This is a genomic window from Verminephrobacter eiseniae EF01-2, assembly GCF_000015565.1.
Taxonomy (GTDB): domain Bacteria; phylum Pseudomonadota; class Gammaproteobacteria; order Burkholderiales; family Burkholderiaceae_C; genus Acidovorax; species Acidovorax eiseniae.
In genome coordinates this window covers 5,182,052-5,203,726 of sequence record NC_008786.1, presented here as the reverse complement: position 1 = coordinate 5,203,726, position 21,675 = coordinate 5,182,052, and the positions used below count along the sequence as shown (strand labels likewise).

Annotated in this window: 20 protein-coding genes and 5 pseudogenes; 7 read left to right on the top strand and 18 right to left on the bottom strand. The window is 64.0% G+C overall.

Annotated features, from left to right (window positions below):
• The first annotated feature begins 37 nt into the window (after window positions 1-37).
• Window positions 38-592, top strand: coding sequence for a GNAT family N-acetyltransferase (locus VEIS_RS22835; protein ID WP_011812391.1), 555 nt, complete (start codon window positions 38-40; stop codon window positions 590-592).
• 55 nt (window positions 593-647) lie between these two features.
• A complete protein-coding gene (locus tag VEIS_RS29325; protein ID WP_157048642.1) occupies window positions 648-962 on the top strand; it encodes a hypothetical protein in 315 nt (104 codons plus the stop codon).
• Here the strand turns inward: VEIS_RS29325 and VEIS_RS27255 are convergent.
• The 4 genes from VEIS_RS27255 to VEIS_RS22810 all read right to left on the bottom strand — a co-directional run bounded on the left by VEIS_RS27255 (window position 944) and on the right by VEIS_RS22810 (window position 3,833).
• A protein-coding gene (locus VEIS_RS27255; protein WP_086014380.1) for an IS5 family transposase occupies window positions 944-1,701 on the bottom strand; the annotation gives its coding sequence in 2 pieces (ribosomal slippage) (window positions 944-1,371 and window positions 1,371-1,701; 759 coding nt in all). The two genes, VEIS_RS29325 and VEIS_RS27255, sit on opposite strands and share 19 nt — an antisense overlap.
• A gap of 61 nt (window positions 1,702-1,762) precedes the next feature.
• Complete coding sequence (locus tag VEIS_RS22820) at window positions 1,763-2,854, bottom strand: alpha/beta hydrolase family protein (RefSeq protein ID WP_198137922.1); 1,092 nt, start codon at window positions 2,852-2,854, stop codon at window positions 1,763-1,765.
• Window positions 2,855-2,946: 92 nt separating this feature from the next.
• Window positions 2,947-3,576 carry a PIN domain-containing protein gene (locus VEIS_RS31400; RefSeq protein ID WP_011812388.1) on the bottom strand — a complete coding sequence of 210 codons (630 nt, stop codon included), beginning with the start codon at window positions 3,574-3,576 and terminating at the stop codon, window positions 2,947-2,949.
• On the bottom strand, window positions 3,573-3,833 hold the full coding sequence (locus VEIS_RS22810; RefSeq protein ID WP_011812387.1) for a type II toxin-antitoxin system Phd/YefM family antitoxin: 261 nt from the start codon (window positions 3,831-3,833) through the stop codon (window positions 3,573-3,575). The genes VEIS_RS31400 and VEIS_RS22810 overlap by 4 nt, the downstream gene beginning before the upstream one ends.
• Before the next feature lie 67 nt (window positions 3,834-3,900).
• Between VEIS_RS22810 and VEIS_RS31395 the strand changes: the two are divergent.
• Window positions 3,901-5,217, top strand: a pseudogene (locus VEIS_RS31395) (tape measure protein); the annotation flags it as partial.
• Between the two features lie 182 nt (window positions 5,218-5,399).
• Here the strand turns inward: VEIS_RS31395 and VEIS_RS27240 are convergent.
• Together VEIS_RS27240 and VEIS_RS22800 are read right to left on the bottom strand one after the other, a co-directional pair.
• A pseudogene (locus tag VEIS_RS27240) lies at window positions 5,400-5,631 on the bottom strand (recombinase family protein); the annotation flags it as partial.
• Window positions 5,632-5,776: 145 nt separating this feature from the next.
• Window positions 5,777-6,963 (bottom strand): IS3 family transposase gene (locus VEIS_RS22800; protein ID WP_198137921.1). Its coding sequence is split into 2 segments (ribosomal slippage): window positions 5,777-6,708 and window positions 6,708-6,963, totalling 1,188 coding nucleotides; the frame shifts between segments, so codons are not numbered across the junction.
• Window positions 6,964-7,057: 94 nt separating this feature from the next.
• On the opposite strand from VEIS_RS22800, the gene VEIS_RS22790 reads away from it, so the two are divergent.
• Together VEIS_RS22790 and VEIS_RS22785 are read left to right on the top strand one after the other, a co-directional pair.
• Window positions 7,058-7,429, top strand: coding sequence for a type II toxin-antitoxin system RelE/ParE family toxin (locus VEIS_RS22790; protein WP_011812385.1), 372 nt, complete (start codon window positions 7,058-7,060; stop codon window positions 7,427-7,429).
• The gene (locus tag VEIS_RS22785; RefSeq protein ID WP_011812384.1) at window positions 7,426-7,749 is read left to right on the top strand and encodes a helix-turn-helix domain-containing protein; all 324 of its coding nucleotides are present in this window, start codon (window positions 7,426-7,428) and stop codon (window positions 7,747-7,749) included. The genes VEIS_RS22790 and VEIS_RS22785 overlap by 4 nt, the downstream gene beginning before the upstream one ends.
• 117 nt (window positions 7,750-7,866) lie before the next feature.
• Here VEIS_RS22785 and VEIS_RS22780 read toward each other — a convergent pair.
• The 8 genes and pseudogenes from VEIS_RS22780 to VEIS_RS22750 all read right to left on the bottom strand — a co-directional run.
• Window positions 7,867-8,301: pseudogene (locus VEIS_RS22780) on the bottom strand (ISAs1 family transposase); the annotation flags it as partial.
• Between the two features lie 20 nt (window positions 8,302-8,321).
• Window positions 8,322-8,417 (bottom strand): annotated as a pseudogene (locus tag VEIS_RS30900) (ATP-binding protein); the annotation flags it as partial.
• 43 nt (window positions 8,418-8,460) lie between these two features.
• Window positions 8,461-9,393: a BKACE family enzyme gene (locus VEIS_RS22775; RefSeq protein WP_011812382.1), complete on the bottom strand. Its 933-nt coding sequence runs from the start codon at window positions 9,391-9,393 to the stop codon at window positions 8,461-8,463.
• Between the two features lie 34 nt (window positions 9,394-9,427).
• A complete protein-coding gene (locus VEIS_RS22770; RefSeq protein WP_011812381.1) occupies window positions 9,428-10,369 on the bottom strand; it encodes a 3-hydroxyacyl-CoA dehydrogenase in 942 nt (313 codons plus the stop codon).
• A 4-nt stretch (window positions 10,370-10,373) separates the two neighbouring features.
• On the bottom strand, window positions 10,374-11,150 hold the full coding sequence (locus VEIS_RS22765) for an SDR family oxidoreductase (RefSeq protein WP_011812380.1): 777 nt from the start codon (window positions 11,148-11,150) through the stop codon (window positions 10,374-10,376).
• A gap of 24 nt (window positions 11,151-11,174) precedes the next feature.
• Window positions 11,175-13,697, bottom strand: a complete 2,523-nt coding sequence (locus VEIS_RS22760; protein ID WP_011812379.1) for a branched-chain amino acid ABC transporter ATP-binding protein/permease — start codon at window positions 13,695-13,697, stop codon at window positions 11,175-11,177.
• Between the two features lie 20 nt (window positions 13,698-13,717).
• A complete protein-coding gene (locus VEIS_RS22755) occupies window positions 13,718-14,593 on the bottom strand; it encodes a branched-chain amino acid ABC transporter permease (protein ID WP_041950293.1) in 876 nt (291 codons plus the stop codon).
• Window positions 14,594-14,697: 104 nt separating this feature from the next.
• Complete coding sequence (locus VEIS_RS22750) at window positions 14,698-15,996, bottom strand: ABC transporter substrate-binding protein (RefSeq protein WP_011812377.1); 1,299 nt, start codon at window positions 15,994-15,996, stop codon at window positions 14,698-14,700.
• Window positions 15,997-16,188: 192 nt separating this feature from the next.
• Here VEIS_RS22750 and VEIS_RS22745 point away from each other — a divergent pair, with 192 nt between their 5' ends.
• Complete coding sequence (locus tag VEIS_RS22745) at window positions 16,189-16,878, top strand: GntR family transcriptional regulator (protein ID WP_041950292.1); 690 nt, start codon at window positions 16,189-16,191, stop codon at window positions 16,876-16,878.
• Between the two features lie 165 nt (window positions 16,879-17,043).
• Here the strand turns inward: VEIS_RS22745 and VEIS_RS22740 are convergent.
• From VEIS_RS22740 to VEIS_RS22730, 4 genes and pseudogenes are all read right to left on the bottom strand, one after another.
• Window positions 17,044-17,487: pseudogene (locus VEIS_RS22740) on the bottom strand (ATP-binding protein); the annotation flags it as partial.
• Between the two features lie 10 nt (window positions 17,488-17,497).
• Entirely contained in the window at window positions 17,498-19,036 is a 1,539-nt protein-coding gene (istA, locus tag VEIS_RS22735) for an IS21 family transposase (protein ID WP_041950291.1), read from the bottom strand.
• 206 nt (window positions 19,037-19,242) lie between these two features.
• Entirely contained in the window at window positions 19,243-19,479 is a 237-nt protein-coding gene (locus VEIS_RS27230; protein WP_083758698.1) for a HutD family protein, read from the bottom strand.
• Between the two features lie 3 nt (window positions 19,480-19,482).
• The gene (locus tag VEIS_RS22730; protein ID WP_011812373.1) at window positions 19,483-20,667 is read right to left on the bottom strand and encodes an NAD(P)/FAD-dependent oxidoreductase; all 1,185 of its coding nucleotides are present in this window, start codon (window positions 20,665-20,667) and stop codon (window positions 19,483-19,485) included.
• A gap of 168 nt (window positions 20,668-20,835) precedes the next feature.
• Between VEIS_RS22730 and hutG the strand changes: the two genes are divergently transcribed.
• Window positions 20,836-21,648: an N-formylglutamate deformylase gene (gene hutG, locus VEIS_RS22725; RefSeq protein WP_011812372.1), complete on the top strand. Its 813-nt coding sequence runs from the start codon at window positions 20,836-20,838 to the stop codon at window positions 21,646-21,648.
• Window positions 21,649-21,675 lie beyond the last annotated feature (27 nt).

Below are 21,675 nucleotides of genomic sequence, written 5' to 3'. Positions count from 1 at the left end.
GGATCTCCCGCCTTAAAAAATTTATGGGTGCATAGCGATGTTAGAAACGGAACGATTACGCCTACGGCAGTGGAAGGATGAGGATTATCCTGCGTATGCCCGGCTGAATGCAGACCCGATGGTGATGCGCTACTTCCCCAGTGCGTTGCCCGTGCAGGAGAGCCATGAACAGGCTGATAAGTTGCGTTCGCTGATAACAGAAAGGGGCTGGGGGGTGTGGGCGGTGGAGTTGAAAGCCAGCGGCGAGTTTATCGGGATATCCGGCTTGCACACGCAGGCTGGTGACAGCGGCATTCCCCATGCGCCGCTGACGGAGATCGCCTGGCGCATTCTGGCTGCTAACTGGGGAAAGGGCTATGCGCCTGAAGCCGCAAGGCGGGTCTTGCAATTTGCCTTTGAAGAGCTGGCGCTGGACGCGGTGTACTCCTTTACGGCACAGGTCAATACGCCATCACAGCGGGTAATGATTAAAGTCGGCATGAAAAATACCGGCGAGGAATTCAATCATCCCAAACTGGAGAGCGGGCATGAGCTTGAACGACACTGCCTTTATGTCCTGACCAAGGAGCGCTGGTTAGCGACCAATCGCTAATTACAACGCAGGCTGCGTTAGTTTGGTCTGAGCAAAAAAGGCTAACACGGTTTCAATGACGCTTTCCGGCATGTTGCGACAGCCGGAAAAGTTTGGTTTTGCTCATTTACTCGACAACCCCTCAGTATGGGATAGAAATATGTTATCGACCTGGCAGGAGGTTTCTCAAATTCTTTTTCTGACCGGCATGCTGCTTATTACACCCGGGTCAACCAATACACTGCTGCTGTTATCCGGAGCCACCAGTGTTTTTTTAAGCATGCAGAAATTGATTCTGGCTGAAGCGGCAGGTTATTCTATTGCAATCAGCATCTTGGGATATATGACATCAATCTTAGGGCGTGTTAACAATCAAGTAATCCAGATATAAGTACAAACCAGATTGAGAAACGACAGGTAGTTACGCGCCAGCTTTTCATAACGAGTTGCGATTCTTCGGAATTGCTTGATCCGATTAAAAAAACGCTCGACCAAATTGCGCTCCTTATACAGATGTCGATCATAACTTCGCTGCACCACACGATTGCGCCTGGGTGGAATGACCGCCGTCGCACCAGCGACCTGAATGCTGTCAATCAGGGCATCGGCATCGTAGCCCTTGTCAGCCAGTACCGCATCGGCTTTCAAGCCTTCCAACAGCGACTTGGCTTGTGTAATATCGACTACCTCGCCACCAGTGAGCAGCCAACGCACTGGGCTACCGAGCGCATCGACAACGACGTGAATCTTGCTCGTCCATCCACCACGCGAACGGCCTATTGCCTGTGGCCCCTCTTTTTTTTGGCACCAGCAGCGTGTTGATGTGCACGCACCACCGTACTATCGATCATCAGCATTTTCAAATCTCTGTCGCCACTGACAATTTCGCAGACCCGCTGCCATACGCCCGACTCGCCCCAGCGCTTGAACCGCGTGTATGTTGTGTGCCAGTTGCCCAATTCTGCAGGCAAGTCTCGCCATGGTGAACCCGTGCGCATGATCCACAACACCGCTTCCAAAAATAGCCGATTGTCCTGGGCGGTCGCCCCAGGATCGCTCGGCTTACCCGGTAATAACGGAGATAATTTCTCCCATTGTTCATCACATAGTAGTTTTCTGACTTCTTGCATCTTGGACCCCTATTCATTCAAAGATCAAGTATAGACATAACCCATTGATTGTTAACACGCCCTAGGGCGCCAACTTCACGCTGAAGAAGGCCACAGCCTGCGCGACCGTGTCATGATGAACCTGACTGCGAGTGAGAGTCCATGGATCGGTGCAAATCTGAAAATGAAGTACCTTACCCAAGAGCGTGCAGCGCGCAATGAACATGTAGTGCGTGCCGTTTTTGATCTCATGCAGCTGGGCCATCGGTATCTGCGTTGCCAGCAGGGCAGCGTTGCTTAAAGGCGGCGCCTGGTCGTCGTTCTCTCCCACGAGCATTGAAACCGGGATGCTGATGTGCGCCAGGCTGGCCTTATCAAAGGCCAAAGCAAGCACCGGCGCCATCGCAAACGCAGCGCGCACGCGTTCGTCGCGGTAGTTGTCGCCGGCACGCGCCAGCGAAGCCCGCGCCCGCGCATCCGTGTCAAGCACGCGCTTCATCTTGTCCATCCCAAAGTCGGCTTCGGCAGTCAATTTGCAGCTGCTGTCACTGGGAGCCTTGTCGCAGTAATGCTGCCATTGGGCGTAATCGGTGCGCGCACCGGCCAGCGTCAGTGCGGTGTAGCCCCCCAGAGAGAAACCCGCCACGCCGACCCGGTTCATGTCAATGCGCGGCCCGAAGGCCGGGTCGGCGATCAGTTTGTCGAGCAGCACAGACAAATCGCGGGCGCGTTCCCACCAGAGAGCGAAGCCCTGCGGCAGATACTTTGGCTCCACCGCTGTGTTGCCGTGGTGATTGACCGCGGCGACGATGTACCCCGCTTCGGCCAACCCGCGAGCGAACCAGGCCATGGACTGAGCGCTTCCACCCGTTCCATGCGACAGCAGGATCAACGGAAACTTCTGCGGCGTTTTAGGCAAGGAAGCATGAAATGCATGGGGACCGGCAAGCAAAAAGCCGGCGCGCCAGTCTTCCGTGGGAGTGCCGGTCTCGGCGGGAAACCAGAGCACGGTTTCCAAAGGCCGGGGGGCATTCGATTCCCAGGCTGTTCGCTTGGAGTCCGCAAAAGAAATGAAAGACACGCCAACCGGAGAAGCCGTAGGCGGCTCTGAACACGCTTGCAGCAAAAATATGCAGGCCAGGACAACAACTACATGTCTAATGGATTGCTTCATGAACATAGATTCCTTGGACTGTTCGATGATTACCCGAGTTGCATCGTGCTGGATTCTCCCACGTTGATCCAGGATCCGCGCACAACTACCGGCTACTCGATCGGGCGCACCACTGCGCGCGCGGCCACGCCCACATAGGTGGACCAGGCCGGCACATCCTCCAGCACCACACTGCCGGCGCCGATCTTGGAGCCCCGGCCGATTTGAATATTTCCCAGTACAGTGGCGTTTGCGCACAACAAGACCTCAGCGCCGACCTTGGGGTGCCGGTCGCCGGATTGCTTGCCTGTTCCGCCCAGCGTCACACCTTGAAAAATCGTGACATCGTCGCCAACGATGCTGGTTTCGCCAATGACGACGCCGGTGCCGTGATCCATGGTCAGGTCGTGCTGCAAGGCCGTGGCCGCCAGCAGCGCGTCGATGACCGGCAAGGTGCGACCGGCGCTGGCCTGCACGCGACCCCAGCGGTCGGCGACCTCCGCGTCGATGCCCAGCACCCGACCGAGGAAGTAGTTGGGCAATTCCACTTCCAGCCAGTCCGTGAGGGTCTGGCGGAACGCGGGGTCGGCGACACCTTCGATGCCTTTGCGGATTTCACCCAGGCTCAGGACGCAGAGGTACAGCGACTGGCGCGGACGCGCTTGCATCCACGCCACGACCTTTGCGTCGGCCCTGCGGTTGCGCAGTTCGGACAGGACGTTGGTGTCGACGAGGTAGCTCAAAACGTGATCTCGCGCGGCAGGCTGCCGGGGCCACGGTCGCGTTCGAACGCGATCTCATCGTGCCCCGCCAGCGGTGAGGCGCGCATGAATTCCACCAGCGACTGCTCGTTGCCGGAAAGCCGGTCGAACAGTTCGCGCGACAGCACGACCGCCACGGATTTGCCGTGCAGGGTGATGTCTTGTGGCCCCTCCTGGGCCGCGTGCTTGACCAGTTCCGAGAACCGCGCCTTGGCGTTTTGCATTTGCCAGCTTTGCATGATCAACCTCCAAAAGACCACACAGGTCTGACCTAAATGGTCTTAATTTCATCCGATTCCCACGTTCATGGCAAACCGTATTTCCCTACTCGTCGCGCTCGAAGGCGCGGACGAAGGGCTCAAGCGCGCGATCACGAACGCCGAGCGCAGCCTCGGCGGGCTGAGTTCCAGCGCCAAGACCGCCAGCGACAAGGCCGCCGCCGGGATGGCCGAGGTCAAGGCCGGGGTGTCGGCCTTCGGCGACCAAATCAACAAGGCCAAGACCCAGTTGCTGGCCTTCCTCACCATCAACTGGGCGGCGGGCAAACTGCAGGAGATCGTCCAGATCGCCGACGCGTGGAACATGATGTCCGCGCGGCTCAATCTCGCCACCGCGGGCAGCCGCGAGTACACGGTCGCGCAGAAGGAACTGTTCGCTATCGCCCAGCGCATCGGCGTGCCGATCCAGGAAACCGCCACGCTCTACGGCAGGCTGCAGCAGGCAGTGCGGATGCTGGGCGGCGAGCAACAGGATGCAATATCGCTCACCGAAAGCATCTCGCAGGCGCTGCGCATCTCCGGTGCATCGGCGACCGAGGTGCAGTCGTCCCTGCTGCAGTTCGGTCAGGCGCTGTCGGCGGGTGTGCTGCGCGGCGAGGAATTCAACTCCGTCGTCGAGAACAGCCCGCGTCTGGCCAAGGCGCTGGCCGATGGCCTGAACGTGCCCATCGGGCGCTTGCGCAAGCTGGCCGAGGAAGGGCGGCTCACCGCCGACGTGGTGGTCAACGCGTTGATGAGCCAGAAGGACAAGCTGGCCGCCGAGTACGCGCAACTGCCGATGACGGTCAGCCAGGCATTCACGCGGCTGTCCAATGCCTTCGGCCAGTGGATCAGCCGCCTGGACGAATCGACCGGCTTCACCAAGAAGGTCGCCGAGGCACTGACGTGGCTGTCGGAAAACCTCGACACGGTGATGCAGTGGTTGAAGCGCATCGCCGAAGTGGGTCTGGCGGTGCTGATCTACCGGCTGATTCCGGCGCTGATCATCGCGTGGCAGACGGCAGGCGCGGCGGCGGTGACGGCGGCCAGCACCACGGCGGCGGCGTGGGCAACGGCCAACCTGTCGCTGTCGAACGCCATCGCCACGGTGGGCAAGCTGCGCGTGGCCTTCGGCGTGCTCGGTGCGGCCATCATCGGTTGGGAGATCGGAACGTGGCTTTCGGAGAAGTTCGAGATCGTCCGCAAGGCAGGCATCTTCATGGTGCAGGTGCTGATGACGGGCATCGAGCACCTGCGCTTCCGCTGGGAAGTGTTCGCCGCCATCTTCACCTCTGACACCATCGCCGAGGCCACCCAGCGGCATCAGGAACGCCTCACGGAGATGAACCGCATCTTCGTCGAGATGCAGAAAGCGTTTGCCGTCCTCCAGATCGTCGCGCGGCGTCACCGTGACCGGCTTCTTCAGGCCGATCTTCTTGATGTTGCCGACGATCTCCTCGAACACGCGGCCATTGCGGTCGCGCGGGTTGAGCACGGCGATCTGATCGACCGGGATCATTTGCAAGTCGGTGGCGTGGTGCGGTCTGGTCATGCGGCCCTCCGGATGCGGCTGCGCTCGGCCATGCCGTAGAGGTAGTCCAGGCTGTCGAAGCGGTAGCTCTCGAATTCGAGGCCGTTGTGATCGGCCGGCCAGATGGATGCCCGACTGGTCGAAATCCAGACGCGGCAACAGGTAGTAGTCCAGCGGCGCTTGGTTGGTCTCATCCAGCCGGACTGTGACCGTGGCGTCGGGCGTCAGGCTGGTGTCGAAGCGCACCTTGGCCGCAATGCACGCAGCTTCAGGTCATCGTCGAGTTCTCCATGCAAAACCTGCATGGAACCCGTGACCATCAGTGCGCAGCGCGCCAGTTTGCAGCCTATAGACAAACTGACCTTGCCCCTGGAATCCGTACCCCATAGCGGAGTCACGAATTGGCTTGCTTGGCCTGAGCCGCATGCCAGTCTTGCTCGAACCGCGCCGGGCTGACGTACGCCAGCGTGGAGTGTAGCCGGGTGCGGTTGTACCAGAGTACCCAGGCGATGACCTCGTCCTTGGCCTGGCGCCGCGTCACGAAGCGCTGCCCATGCAGTCGCTCCACCTTCAACGAACCGAACAGGGTCTCGCTGCAGGCGTTGTCCCAGCAGTTGCCCTTGCGGCTCATCGAGGCCGTGATGCCGCACTGGACGAGCACGTCCCTGAAGTCCTCGCTGGCGTATTGGCTGCCCCGGTCGCTGTGGAAGATCAGCCCGGCATGCTTGCGCGGATGGCGCTTGAACCAGGCCATGCGCACAGCATCGATGACGATGTCGCGCGTCATGTCCTGGCGCAGTGACCAGCCCACCACCTGGCGGCTGAACAGGTCGATCACCACGGCCAGGAACAGCCAGCCTTCGTCGGTTGCGATGTAGGTGATGTCGCCCACCCAGACCTTGTCGGGTTCGGCCACATCGAACTGCCGATCCAGCAGATTGGGGGCGATCGGCAGGTCATGCTTGCTGTCCGTGGTGACCTTGAAGCGGCGCTTGCCCTTGGCCTGGATGCCGTGCAGTTGCATGAGCTTGCGCACCCGCTCCTTGCCCACCCGGATGCCCCTGGCCAGCAGTTCCTTCCACGTGCGCGGCCAGCCGTAGCCGCCCCGCGTTTCGGCGTGGATCACCTCGATGTGCACCAGCAGCGCGTCGTCGCTGAGATGGTGCCGCTGGGCCGCGCTGGCTCTACGAACGAAGTGTTCGTGGTAGCCGGTGATGCTGGCCTGCAGGACTCGGCACTGCACAGAGATCGGCCACGCCTGGCGGTTGCGGTGAATGAAGGCGTACTTCAGCTCTGCGCCTTCGCGAAGTACGCCGTCGCTTTTCCCAGGATGTCACGCTCCATCTTCACGCGTGCCAGCTCCGCGCGCAGCCGGCTGATCTCCATCTGCTCGACGCTCACTGCCTTGCTGTCAGCGCCTGTGAGCTTGCCCAGGCGATCCGCCTTGACCCAGTTGAACAGCGTCTGTTCCACCACGCCCAGCGTCCTGGCCGCCGCTGCGATGCTCTGGCCGCCATGGACCAGTCGCACTGCCTCCTGCTTGAATTCCAACGTGTAGCGCGCCCGCACTGTCTTCGTCATTTCCGTTTTCCTTGCTTGCATTGAACCACTCAGCAAGGGATACGTTTTTCGGGGGCAGGGTCAAACCATGCCACTAAGTGGCACAATATGATCAATGATGCGAGTCTTCAAAACCCGCCACTTCCAGCGATGGATGCGCAAGACGGAACTGACCGATGCCGCCCTGTGCAAGGCCGTCGAGGAGATGGCTGGCGGGTCGATCGACGCCGATCTCGGCGGCGGCGTGGTGAAGAAACGTGTCGGGCTGGCTGGACGCGGCAAGCGTGGCGGAGCGAGAACGCTGGTCGCCACGAACAAGGGCAATCGCTGGTTCTTCGTGTTCGGCTTCGAGAAAAACGACCGGGCCAACATCAGCGACGAGGAACTGGAAGGCTTGCAAACCATCGCCACCGACCTGCTGGCCCGTACCGGAAAGCAGTTGGATGAAGCCGTCGCCGACGGCACGTTGCAGGAGATCTGCCAATGACTACCAAGACCAAAGCAAAGAGCCGCATCCTTGAAGCCGTCCATGAGACGGCCAACGATCTGCATCGCTTGGGTTTCATCGACAAGCGCAAGATGCAGAAGTACGACGTGCTGTGCCTGGAGCCGGTGCAGGACTACGACGCAGTCAAGGTCAAGGCACTGCGCGAGCGTCTGCACCTGAGCCAAGCCGTGTTGGCCTCGGTGCTCAACACCAGCGCGTCCACCGTCCGCAAGTGGGAGGGTGGCGACAAGCGCCCCAGTGGCCCGTCGCAAAAGCTGCTGGACATCATCGAGCGTAAGGGGCTGGAAGCGGTTCTCTGAACGCCGGGGCGAAATGCATCAGTTCGATCCGGGTTTGAGGATCGAACTCCAGACCGTCGAGGGTTTGAAGCAACGCGGAAATGCACGGGATCGCCCGGTTTTCCCAGGGCCGGAGCATCAAATTTCCCGCAGATGAAGGATATTGGCGAGGTAGTCCGGGTTCCAGGCAGCGGCCTTGCGTTTTTTTGGCAGGCCCATGGCGCGAGAGTGGTCAGCACGAAACAGGTTCATGGCGGCACGGCGCAGCAATGAGAAGTCGAGTGCGGCATTGCGTAGCCGGATGGGGCAGGCGTCCTCTCCAAAGGTCACATCCAGGCACCAGTGCAAGCCATTTTCAATGTCCCAGTGCATGCGCACAGCGTGCAAAATGCGCTCACTGTCGGCGGGCAGTGAACTGATCACATAGCGCCGATCTGTCTCGGTCTTGCTGCCGATCACGCGGCTGGAGTCGATACAGGCCACCGAAGTGATCTTCTTCCAGCGTTCCTTGAGCCCCAGGGTAGCCAGCCAATCCAGATCGCCCACTGCCGTGCAGCGACGGGTTTCAATGCGGCCATCCTCCTTGCTGCCTGGCCGGCCTTGCGCTTGTCCTTCAGCCTGAAGCTCTCGCCGGTGATCTGCACGATGTGGGCGTGGTGCAGCAATCGGTCAAGCATTGCCGCCGTCATGCAGATCCCGTGGAGGGCTGGGCAGAGCCCAGCCGTTGGGGGCTCAAAAGTTAACGTTGTCCCGTCCCTTCAGTCCCAGCATCTGCCGCGCCTGTTGCGGGGTCGCTACCTCCAGGCTGAGCCCTTCAACGAGAGATCGCGCGCGCTTGACCTGGTCGGCATTGGATTTGGCGAGCCGCCCTGGGCCGTCCCACAGCGAATCTTCGAGGCCGACGCGCACGTTGCCACCCATGGCTAACGACTGCGAGGCGATTGGCATCTGGTTGCGGCCCGCGCCGAGAACCGACCAGACGTAGTCGTCGCCGAACAAGCGATCGGCTGTGCGTTTCATGTGCAGCACGTCCTCCGGGTGCGGCCCGATGCCGCCGAGCAGGCCGAACACCGACTGGATCAGGAAGGGCGGCTCGATCAGTCCGCGGTCGATGAAATGCGCGGCGGTGTAGAGGTGTCCGATGTCGTAGCACTCGATCTCGAAACGGGTGCCGTTGCTGGCGCAGCTTTCCAGGATGTGGGCGATGTCCTTGAAGGTGTTCTTGAACACGCGGTCGTCGCTGTTGGCCAGGTAGGGTCGTTCCCAGTCGTACTTGAAGTCCTTGAAGCGCCCGAGCATGCCGTACAGGCCGAAATTCATCGAGCCCATGTTCAGCGACGCGACTTCGGGCTTGAAGGTGTGCACCGGCACCAGGCGCTCCGTCACCAGCATGGTTGGCGCGCCGCCGGTGGTGATGTTGATCACTACGTCGCTGGCCGCCTTGATCTGCGGCAGGAAAGCCTTGAACAACTCGGGGTCCTGCGAGGGCGAACCATCCTCGAGTTTGCGCGCATGCAGGTGCACGATGGCCGCGCCGGCCTCGGCAGCACCGATGGCAGCTTCGGCGATTTCCGGCCCGGTGATGGGCAGGTGGGGTGACATGGACGGCGTATGGATGGCGCCGGTGACGGCACAGGTGATGATGACTTTGTTGGATTTGCGCACGGGGTGCTCCGGTTGGAAGGGGTGGATGGATGGGTCAATCGGCGTCGCGTGCTTGGGTGCGCTGATGCGCGACCAGGGCCATGAGGCGGTTGTCGCGCCAGCGTGCACGCGCGGCCAGTTCGGTGGCCGGCAAGGCTTCCCGGCGTTCCGCATCGATGCGCGCCACCAGCGCGTCGTCCCAGTCGTTGGGCTGTTGGCCGCGCGCCACGTCGCGGTAGGTCGGGCCGTAGCGTCTGGCGTAGTCGAGCAGGCCGGCCGGTGCGTTCAGGTCGATGGTCTCGAATGGGCCCATGAAGGACCAGCGCAGGCCCAGGCCGTCCTTGAGCACCTTGTCCAAGTCCTGCACCGAGGCATAGCCGCCGGCGTAGAGGTTCAGCGCCTCGTTGAGCACCGCCCCCTGGATGCGGTTCAGCAGGAAGCCGGTGATCTCCTTGCGCAGCAGCACGGGCGACTGCCCGGCTTGGCGGTACAGCGCGTGGGCGCGCTGCACGGCGGCATCGGACGTCCACGGCGCTGGCGCGACCTCGACCAATGGGATCAGATAGGGCGGATTGACGGGGTGTCCGACCATGACCCGGTGGCGCCCTGGCAGCCCTTCGGAGAACTCCGAAGCCATGAGCCACGAGGTGGAACTGGCCAAGATGGCATCGGGTGCTGACAGCGCATCCATCTCGGCGAAGATGGCGCGCTTGGCTTCCAGGGTCTCGCGCACGTTCTCCTGCACCAGCGCCGCGTCTTCGAGCGTCTCGGCCAGGTTGGCGGTCGGTTTGATGCGGGCCAGCACGGCCGCCGGGGCTTCCGTGATCAACCCATGCCCGGCGAGGTCGCCGATGTTCTCCAGCAGCAGGCGCTGGCAGTCGGCCAGAGCGTGCGGGTCGGCGTCGTGCAGACGCACCTGGCAACCGGCGCGCGCGAACACGATGGCCCAGGCGCGGCCGATGAGCCCGGCACCGACGATGGCAATGCGGTCTTGCATCGGCTCAGCCCAGATGTTCGACGTTGCCGCACACCGAAAGGCTTTGGCCGCTGATCGTCGCGCCCGCCGGCGAGCAGATGAAAACGATCTGGTTGGCGATGTCCTGCGCCGTGACCATGCTGCGCAGCGACACCTTGGACAGCAGCCTCTCGCGCATCGCTTCATGGTCGATGCCATAAGAGGCCGCCCTGGCGGCGATCACGCGCTCCTGCCGCGCGCCGGCGACGATGCCCGGCAGGATGGCGTTGACGCGGATGCGAGAGGGCCCCAGCTCCATGGCCCAGCTTTCCGTCAGACCGATGACGCCGAACTTGGATGCCGAATACGGGGTGCGCAGCGGAAAGCCCAGCCGACCCGCCGCCGACGACAGGTTGACGATGGAGCCCCCGCCCGCCGCCTTGAGCAGCGGCACGGCGCGCCGCGTGCAGAGGAAGGGGCCGGTCAGGTTGACGGCGATGGTCTGCTCCCAGTCGGCCAGCGCCGTGTCCTCCACTGCGGAGGTGGGGCCGGCGATGCCTGCGTTGTTGACCAGCACGTCCAGCCTGCCCCAGCGCTCGGCGATGCCGGCGAACATGGCATCGACCTGGGCGGCGTCGGAGACGTCGGTGCGGCTGTGGCAGAGCTGCGGCAGTTGCCGCGTCGCCTGGGCCAAGAAGCCCTCGTCGACGTCGCAGATGTGCACCTGCGCGCCTGCGGCCACGAAGGCCTCGGTGATCGCCAGGCCGATGCCCTGTGCGCCTGCGGTGACCAGCACGCGCTTGCCGTTGAGGCCGATGTCCATGAGAAGTCCTTTGTCGAAGTGGGTTCAGAGCCAGAGAATTTGCTTGCGGTAGGTGAGATCGGTCAGCAGCGGCGCGGCCGGTCCGGTGTGGAACACAGCGCCGCGCTCCAACGCGAACACGCGGTCGGCCAGCGCCAGCACCAGGTCGAGGTTGTGCTCGACGATGACGATCGCCACCTCCTTGCGCAGCCGGTCGAACACTGTGAACAGCTCCTGCACCACGGCCGGCGCCAGACCCTCGAAGGGCTCGTCGAGCAGCAGCAGGCGCACGTTGCCCGACAGCGCCCGCGCCACGGCCACCATCTGTTGCTCGCCGCCCGAGAGGAAGTCGGCGTGGGTGTGCAGGCGCTCCTTCAGGCGCGGGAAGTACTGCAGGATTTTTTCTTCGCTCCACACCGTGCCCGTGCTGCCATCGGTCTTGCGCGCCAGCCGGCCGAGCGAGAGGTTCTCCGCCACCGTCATGCCCGAGAACAGGCCGCGCCCCTGCGGCACATAGCCGATGCCCATGCGCGCGATGTCGGGCGCCGACAAGCCGGCAATGTCGCGCCCGGCGTACTCGATGCGTCCCGACGCCGGCTTGAGCAAGCCGGTGAGGGTCTTGAGCAGCGTCGACTTGCCCGCGCCGTTGCGCCCCAGCAGTGCGACGATCTCGCCTTCGCGCACCTCCAGCGTGGCGTCATCGAGGATGTGGCTCTTGCCATAGAAAGCGTTCACCGCCTCGAAGCGCAGCAACTGCGGCCGGTCCTGCGCATCGCCGGCGACGCGTCCGGTGACGGGCGGCGTGCCCGTGCCGGTGTAGATCTCCTGGACGCGTTGGTCGGCACGGGCCTCGGCCGGCGTGCCGGTCATCAACACGCTGCCTTGGTTCATGACCGTGACTTGCTGCGACAAGCCCAGCACGCGGTCGATGTCGTGCTCGACGATCAGCACCGGGATGTTGCTGGCGATGGTCTTGACCAGGTGCGACACCCGCTCGCGCTCGGCAGCGGCCAAGCCGGCCAGTGGTTCGTCCATCAGCAGTACCTGCGGCTTGGAGCCCAGCGCGATGCCCAGATCGACCAGGCGCTGGCCGCCATACGATAGCGCGCCGCCTTCGATCTGCTCGATGCCCTGCAGGCCGAGGAATTTCATCAGCTCGCCCGTTTCGGCATGAATCTCGGGGTAGCGGTCGATGTCGCGCCACATGTTGAAGCGCGCGGGGTGCCGCGCCTGCAGCGACAGGCGCAGGTTCTCGTAGATCGACAGGCCGCGGAACAGGTTGGTGATCTGGAACGAGCGTGCCAGGCCCTGCTGGCAGATCTGCTGCGGCGCCAGGCCCTGGATCTCATGGCCGTGCAGGCGTACCGAGCCGTTGCTGGGCGCGAACATCCCGGAGATCAGGTTGAAGGTGGTGGTCTTGCCTGCGCCATTGGGGCCGATCAGCGCGTGGATCTGGCCCGCGTGCAGCGTCAAGCTCGCGGACTCGACGGCATGGATTCCGCCGAAGCGTTTGGCGACGTCGCGCACTTCCAGCACCAGTCCTTCTTGCGCCTTGGGCCGCAGGAAGCCCGGCAGCGGCAGCCCTTCGAAGATCTGGCGCTGGCCCATGGCTGCGCCCACTTCCAACGGAGGCTGCCAGCGCCGTGTCAGGCGGCTCCAGACGCCCACCAGCCCGGTCGGCGAGAACAGGATGAAGCCGACGAAGGCGAGCCCGAACCAGAGCAGCCAGTTGCCGGTCCAGATCGAGAGGAACTCGCGGAACAGCATGTAGAACAGCGCGCCCAGTGCCGGCCCGAGGAAGCTGCGCATACCGCCCATCACTACCATGGCCAGCAGTTCGCCGGAGAACGCCACCGAGGTTGGCTCCGCCGATGCGAAGCGGTGGTGGAACACCATCAGCGCACCGGCCAGTCCGGTCACAGTGGCCGACAGCACGAACATGGTCAGCTTGTAGCGGCTCGTGTCGTAGCCCTGGAAGGTGGCGCGCTGCTCGTTCTCGCGGATCGCCACCACCGTGTGGCCGAACGGCGAGCGCACTACGCGCAGCAGCAGGTAGAGCACGCCCCAGCCAATGAGGCTGACCAGGACCAGGTAAGCCAGCGGATCGTCCAGGTTCACAGGGCCGATGGCGGGGCGCACCACGCCGCCCAGGCCGGATTCGCCGCCCGTGAGGGCGGTCCAGCGGAAGGCGATCGCAAAGGTCAAGGCCGACAGGGCCAGCGTGAGCAGAGAGAAATACACGCCTCGCCGGCGCAGGATCAGCAAGCCGATGGCCGTCGAGCCGCAGGCGATGAACAGCACCGCGAGCAGCAGCGGCAGCACGAACTGGCCCGGTAGCCAGTGCTTCTGGAACAGCGCCGCGGCGTAGGCGCCGATGCCGAACCAGGCGCCGTGGCCGAACGAGGTCAGGCCGGTGTAGCCCACCAGGAGGTTCAGGCCCATCGCGGCGATTGCGAAGATCACCACGTCGGTCGAGGAGGTGAGCGTCAGGCCCAGGGCCTGCAGCAGGAAGGGAGCGACGACCAAAGCGATGGCGCCGATCCACAGCGGGCGGTAGTTGGGATTCACGGTGCGTTTCCTCGCGAGTCTCAGTCGAAGCGCTCGATGCGCTCGCCCAGCAGGCCGCGCGGGCGGAACATCAACACCAGCAGCATCAGCAGGTACATCGATGCCTCTCCTGCGGGCGGGTAGAAATGGATGGTCACGCCGCGCACCACGCCGACCAGCAGCGCCGCGATCACCACGCCCCAGAAACTGCCCAGGCCACCGATGACCACCACCACGAAGGCCGCCGTCATGATCTCGGCGCCCATCGCCGGGTGCACGCCGGAGATCGGAGCGAACAGCACGCCCGCCAGCGCCGCCAGCCCCACGCCCAGCACCACGATGGCCGTCATGTAGGGCTGCAGCCGGATGCCCAGCACGGCCACCATGTCCGGTTTCTGCACCCCGGCGCGCACGACGCGGCCGAACGCGGTCTTGTTGAGCAGCAGCCAGATGCCGACCAGGGCCGCGATGACGACTCCCAGCATCAGCAGGCGGTAGCGCGAGTACAGGAAGTCGCCGATCACCACCTGGCCCTTGAACGCTGGCGGGATCGACGCCGGCAGCGGCGCTGCGCCCCAGACCATCCGGATCACCTGCTCGGCCACCATCGCCAGGCCGAAGGTCAGCAGCAGGCCCAGGATCGGATCGGCCGAGTAGAAGCGGCGCAGCAGGAAGCGCTCGAACAGCACGCCCAGCAAGCCCACCAGCAGCGGCGACAGCACCAACGCGCCGGCGAAGCCGAGGTGCTTGGTGAGCTCCACAGCGAGGTACGCACCGATGGCATAGAAGGCGCCGTGCGACAGGTTGACGATGCCGCCCAGGCTGAAGATCAGTGACAAACCCAGCGCCAGCAGCAGGTAGTAGCCGCCGACCAGCAGCCCGTTGAGTATTTGTTCAAGCAGAAAGACGAGTTCCATGGAGATTCCAGGCATGCGCAATGCGACCGATGCCCCGGCGAGCCCGCCGTTGGTGGGTACTGCGCGGAAGGCGCGGGCTGCCCACCCGCGAGCGGCGGGGACGGCTACAACGTGCAGGCGTTCTCTTCACGCGTGGGCGCCAGGGTCTCTAGCGCAGCACTGGCAGCCGGCACGGCCGCATCCACAGCCATGAAGCCCCACTTGTCCTTGACCTGGGTCTTCGGCTTGGGGCGGACGGTATACATCTCCTGCAGCAACTGGTGGTCCCAGGCTCGGAAACTGCCCTTGCGGGCCTTGAGCACTTCGATCGGCGCGCCCTTCTCGAAGTACTCGATCATCTTGGCCGGATCGGTGCCCTTGGTCTCGGCCATCGCCTGCACCATGGCCTTGAGGGCCACGTATTCGCCCCAGGCCTGGTTCTCCGGCGGCCTGCCGTACTTCTTGACGAAGGCTGCCACGAATGCCTGGGCCGCTGGGGCCGGCACCTCGTGGTGCCAGGTCAGGGGCCAGATGCCGGCGAAGTTGTCGGCGCCGGCGCCCCAGGCCAGCGCCGTGTCCAGCGCGAAGCCGGCGATCGGATAGGGTAGGCCGAACTCCGCGTACTGCTTGATGAAGTTGGTGATCTGGTTGCCCGACAGGTTGGAGACCACCACATCGGGTTTCGCTTGGCGGATCTTCAGAAGATAAGGGCTGAAGTCGGTGGCATCGGTGGCGACCAATTCGTCCTGTACGAAGCTGCCGCCGTTGGCCGTCACGAAGCGCTTGGCCGCCTTCAGCAGGTCGTGGCCGAACGCATAGTCGGCCGTCAGTCCGAACAGCTTCTTGCCTTTGATCATGTTGTCGCGCAGCAGCGCGCCGCCGCAGGCCTTCACGTATGTGGTGTTGGCGGCCTCGACGTGGAACATGTAGCGGCTGCAGTTCTTGCCGCGCAGCTCGTCCGAATTGCAGCCGGTGTTCACGAAGATGCGTCGATTGCGGGTTGCCACCTGGGAAATGGCCAGGCCCGAGGCTGAGGAGATCTCGCCGATCAACACTACCGCGCCGTCGCGCTCCAGCAGTCGCTGCGCTTTCGACGAAGCCGTAGACGGATTGACCGAATCCTCGGCGATCAATTCCAACGGCCGACCCAGCACGCCGCCGGTGGCATTGATCTCCTCCACAGCGAGCGAGATGCCCATCACTGCATATTCACCCAGCGGGCCGAGAAAGCCGGTGCGCGGCGTCAGGTGACCGATCCGGATCTTGTCCGATTGCGCGTAGACGATGGATGGAAATCCGAGGACCTCCAGCGCGGCAACGCCTGCCATCGCAGCCGAACCAGTCATCAGACGGCGACGGCTCGTGGATGGCGCGCGGGTCGACGATGCCTGCGGCTGCAGGGGCGGAAAAGAGCGCTGGGTCATGGTTGTCTCCGGGTTGCATGAATGATCGATGTGATCAAATATATTACTCTGGATTTGATAGTGCAACCCATAGCGCAAAATTCATCTGAGAATTCAGGGAAAATCCTGGTGAAAACACGGCGCGCGCCGCTGCTCCAAGGCGCACGCCGACTGCGCAGCGCAAGCCCACATTGCGGATGTGAAGAAAGTCCTATGACATTGGAGAAGATGCAGCCCCTCGTTCACCTCACCCTGTCAGCCCGGGTGTATGAGGACCTGCGGGAGCGCATCATTTCGGGCCAAGTACAGCCTGGGGAGCGGCTCACGCTGGCAGGGATGGCCAGCGCGCTTGGCACCAGTGCAATGCCGATCCGGGAAGCGGTTCAGAAACTGGCGGCCGAAGGTGCGCTGGAGATACTTCCCAACAAGTCCGTGGGCGTCCCCGTCATGACGCGCACACGTTTCCAGGAACTGGTCACCATCCGGATTGCCGTGGAGGGGCTGGCCGTGCAGACGGCCGCCAGTTTGATCACGGACGCGCAGTTGGCGCGGCTAGCGGAGTTGGAGAAGGCGTTTCGCACAGAGCGGCGGCTTGCGACGCCCGACGTGAACCGGATCATCCAGATCAACAAGCAATTTCATTTCGGGGCTTACGAGGCGGCTGGCATGCCCACGTTGCTAACCCTCATCGAAGGGTTGTGGCTGCGCATCGGCCCGGTACTGAATCTGGACATCCGCAACGGGTCGAGTCGGCTTGCGAATCCTCCGTCGGTGCGTGCGCACCGCGCGATGCTGGACGGTTTGCGCGCGCACGATGGCCTGGCCGCAAGAAACGGCCTCGCGATGGATATTCAATGCGCAGCCGATGTGATTCTTTCGGGAGATGGCCTGGGTACCGTCTGAGCCTGCGAGCAGTCCGCAAGACGCGTGCCTTGCACACCCGCCGCTGCGGGAGGTTTCAGCAGGGGTCGTTGGGCATGTCGAAGCCAGTCGCATCCCACTGCGTCAGCAGATTGCGGCCTGCGGCGTCATCGAGTGCAACCGGAGGTGGGCGCACCTTGCGCCACGATGCATGGTGCGTAGTTCAGCGATCGTGGACGGCGTTTCAGCGTGATCGTGGAGTGGGAAGCCGCAACGCGCGGCCTGCCGGGCCAGCGCGCAACTGAGCCAGGTTCTGCCCGTGCCGGTGGCACCGGTCAGAAGGACCGTGCGCGAATGACGCACCCAGTCGCAGCCGGCCAGCGACGTGATCAGGTTGCGATCCAAGTTGTGCGAGTCGCGCCAGAGGATGTCTTCGATGCTGGCGCTGCTGACCTTGAGCCTGGCGCACTTGAGCAGGCGCGTCAGACGCTTGTCATCGCGCCAGTCGATCTCGCGCTGCACGAGCAGGCTCAGGCGCTGCTCGAAGCCGAGCTCGGCCGCCGCACTGCTGATGGCTTGGTCGCTCAACGCAGCCACCATGCCGTCCAGGCGCAGCGCCTTGAGTTGGTCCAGGGTGTGGGCAGGGATCACAGGTTCTCCTTCAGTGGTAGTAATCAGGGCCACGCACGTTCTCGTGCAGCGGCAGCGAGGTCTGGGTCGACTGGGCCGGCAGTGGCTGGCGGTCCGTGCCGCTGGCCAGAATCGAGTTGACGCTGCGGTAGATCGGCGAATGGATGGCCATCGCCCGCGTGCACGCGGCTTCCAGGCGTTCGTGGCCGTGCTGGCGCGCCAGGCGCTGCAGGCCCAGGCAGCAGCGGTAGCCTTGCCCCGGGTGCGGGCGGTTGTCCATCTGCCAGCGCACGAGCGCAGCGCACCCCACGCCGATGCGCTCGCCCCAGGCAATGAGCTTGGCCGGCGTCCACTCCAGATGGGCGCGGTGCGAGGCCGGCATGTGCTCGGAGATAGTCGAGTGCTTGCCCTTGGCAGTGCTCACCGGGTGCACGGCCACGCGCTGCTGGCCGGCGAAGATCTCCAGCGTCGCGCCGGCGATGCGCAACTCCACCGTGGTGCGCACCAGTCGGTGCGGCACGCTGTAGTAGTGGCCGCCGAGGTCGACGTGATAGTCAATGTTCACGCGGGCGCTCTTGAAGCGCACGATGGGCATGCGCGCGGGCGGCAGCGCACGCAGCGCCGGCTTGTCCAACTTCTCGAAGGCCTCGCGTCGGCAGCCTGGCAGCTTCTTGAAGGGGCGCTGGTTCAGATCGGCCAGCAAGTCGGCGAGAGCGCAGTTGAGCTCGCCCAGGCTGAAGAAGCGGCGGTTGCGAAGCCGCGCGAGAATCCATCGCTGGACGATTTGCACCGCGACTTCGACCTTGGGCTTGTCCTTCGGGCGCGCCGGGCGTGCCGGGAGCATCGCCACGCTGTAGTGATCGCAGAACTCCTCGACCAGGCGGCCCAGGCCGGGCTCGTAGCGGTCGGGCCGTGCGACGACGGCGCGTGGCTGGTCGGGCACCACCAGCCGCGGCACGCCGCCGATGAACTCCAGCGCGTTCATGATCGAGGCGACCCAGTCGGGCGCCGTCTGCGTCATGGTGGCGCAGGCATAGGTGTAGCTGGAGGCACCCAGGGCCGCCACAAAGATCTGTGCCTGGCGAATCTCGCCGGTGGCCGCGTCCACGATCGGCACGGTGTCGCCGTCGTAGTCGACGAAGAGCTTGTCGCCGGCGATGTGGGTCTGTCGCATCGAGCGCTTCAGGCCCAGCGCCCAGGCGCGGTACTTGATGCAAAAGCTGGTGTACTTGTAGGCCAGCGCGTTGGCCTGGGCGTACTCCTTCCAGAGCAGCTGCAGCGTGACGCCGGGGCGCTTGAGCTCCTGGTGGATGAGCGCGTAGTCGGGTTCCAGGTGGTGCGCCGCACGCGGCACCGCCGAGCGGTACAGCCGGGCTTCGAGCTCTTGGTCGGTGAGCGTCTGAGCAACAGCCCAATCGACGCCGGCGGCGCGCGCCAGCAGTGCGAACTTGCCCACGGCGGACTTCGGCAGGCCAAGCGCGCGGGCGACCTTCGCATAGGGAAGGCCTGCATCCAGGTGCAGGCGAAGAACTTGTCGTATCTGGCGCATCGTGATCCTCGGAGTGGACATAGGTCTGGTCCGCAAAAAAAGCGGTGGGCCTATGCCCGCGGTCGGATCACTCCCGCGCGCCTGAATCGTCCACGATCAACGTGAAACGCCGTCCACGATCATTTGAAACAGCGTCCACGCTCGCCTGAAATGCCGTCTACGTTCATCTGAAACGACCGTCTACGATGGCCTGAAATACGCACGGTGCGGCGAGGCGACAGAAGAATTCATCGTCGCCTTGGAAGTCGTGCACCTCGCCTTGCGCAGTCCACCAGCGCCGCGACGCGATCGACGCCGGCGAAGGTGGAGAACGGGCCGCTGGCCGTGATCGATGCGACGCTCAGGCGCCAGTCCCATTCGTTCGCCGTCGCGGGACGGCTCGCACCCCTCGCGATCTCCCGCGTCAATCCGCCGCCGTTGCGCCAGGGTGTCGGCGGACACCGGTCGAGGCTGAATCGCCGCACGGCTCAGGAGACGGCGCCGAGCCCGTACTTGCCGGTCAGCAGGCCGCCGTTGCGGAACCGCTCGAGCGCATAGGGCGTGATGTCGATTTCGGTCTGCAGTCCCAGCGCGGACTGCGCCAGCACCAGCCCGACGGCCGGCGACAGCTTGAAGCCATGGCCTGAGAAGCCGTAGCCGACCACGAGGCCGGGCACGTCCTGCAGTCGGCCCAGCACCGGGTTCCAGTCGGGCGTGACGTCGTAGGCGCCAGTCCACGACGACGCGACGCCGGCGGTCTCGTAGCTCGGGAAGCGATCGGCGACCTGGGCGCCAACCTCCACCATGTAGTCCATGCTGATGTCGCCCTGCTCGTTGTCCGGCGAGTCCAACTTGTCGCCGACAATGCCTTCGCTCACCAGCATCTGGTTGCCGCCGTAGCTGCGGCAATAGAGCATTCCGGGCGAGCCCAGGTCCTTGTAGACCGGCATCTGGAAGGTGTAGGGCTGAGGTCCTTCGAGCGCCAACACCGCGTGGCGCTCTGCCTTCACCGGTTGTTCGATACCGGTCCAGCGCTCGATGTCCTTGGCCCAGATGTTCTGTGCGCTCACGACCACGGGCGCTGAGAAGTCGCCTTGCGAGGTTTCGACGCCGACGACGCGGCCTTCTTCCATGCGCAGGCTGTTCACCTCGACGCCTTCCATGATCTTCACTCCCAGGCGGCGCGCGGCGCGCGCGAAGCCGGTCGCAACCAGGTAGGCGTCGGCGAAGCCCGCTTCCGGCTCGTAGCCGATCAGCGCCGCATCGTCGAAGCGCGCGATCGGGAGCAACGAAGACGCTTGCTGCGCGTCAAGCTCCCGCACTTCGATCCCCAGCGCGCGCTGTGCATCGAGCGCCGAACGCAACGCGTCCAGCTTGGCGCCGTCGGGCGCCGCGATGAGGTAACCCGACTTCACCATGCCGGCGGAGGCCTCTTCGTCGCCGAGATAGTTCGCGAAGTCGTTGAAGACGCGCCAGGATGCTTGCGCGAGCCGGACGTTCTCGATCACCGAATAGTGCGTGCGCAGGATGCCGCTGGACTGCGAGGTCGTGCCGGCGCCGATCTGCGTGCGGTTCAGGACCAGCACCTTCGTGCAACCAAGCCGGGCCAGGTGATAGGCAACCGAGGTCCCGATGACGCCGGCACCCACGACGATTGCGTCAAAGCTGCGCATCTCTGTGTCCTGATGGAAGTAAATGGATGGCGGCAAGCGTAGGCGCGAACCTTCGATGCGGCGCGGTCATCTCGTCGGCTGATCATTAGCATCAGCGAGCGTGAAGCTGAGCGCGGTCGGCCGGCGCGAAGTCCATCATCCGGCCCGCAACTTCTTCTTCACCGCCGCATGGATTCCGACGTTTTCCATCTTCACCGCGGCCGCATCCCGCTGCTGATCTCGATTCCGCATCGCGGAACCGAGCTGCCGGCCGAAGTCCGGTCCGGACTCAGCGACGTCGGCCTCATGCTGCGCGACACCGACTGGCATCTCGAAACGCTCTATGGTTTCGCGCGGGACATGGGCGCCTCGATGCTCGGCGCGCGGCTGTCGCGCTATGCAATCGATGTCAACCGCGCGCCGGACGGCGTCAGCTTGTATCCGGGCCAGACCACGACCGGCCTCTGCCCGACCGAGACCTTCCGCGGCGAGTCGCTGTACCGCGCCGGTCGCGAGCCCGACGCGGCGGAGATCGAACGGCGCCGCGAGGCGTACTGGCAGCCATACCACGATGCGTTGCGTGCGGAGCTCGATCGGCTTCGTTCGATTCACGGTCAGGTGCTGCTCTGGGAAGCGCACTCGATCGCAACCGTGCTCCCGCGACTCTTCGAGGGCGAGCTGCCGGACCTGAACTTCGGCACCAACGACGGCCAGAGCTGCGCGCCCGACGTCCTCGCGGCCGCGCTCGGCGGTGTCGAACGCACCGGCGGCGGCTTCACGCAGGTCGTCAACGGCCGCTTCAAGGGCGGCTACATCACGCGGCACTTCGGCCGGCCGGAGCAAGGCATGCATGCCATCCAGCTCGAGATGTGCCAGCACCTCTACATGAACGAGGAGCCGCCTTTCGACTACCGCCCGGACGTTGCGGAGAAGGTGCGGTCGCTGCTCGAGACGATGCTGGGCGATGCGCTGAAGCAGCTCGCCGCGAAGCCGAGGTCCTGAAGCGGCCTCTACAGATTGATTCACTAA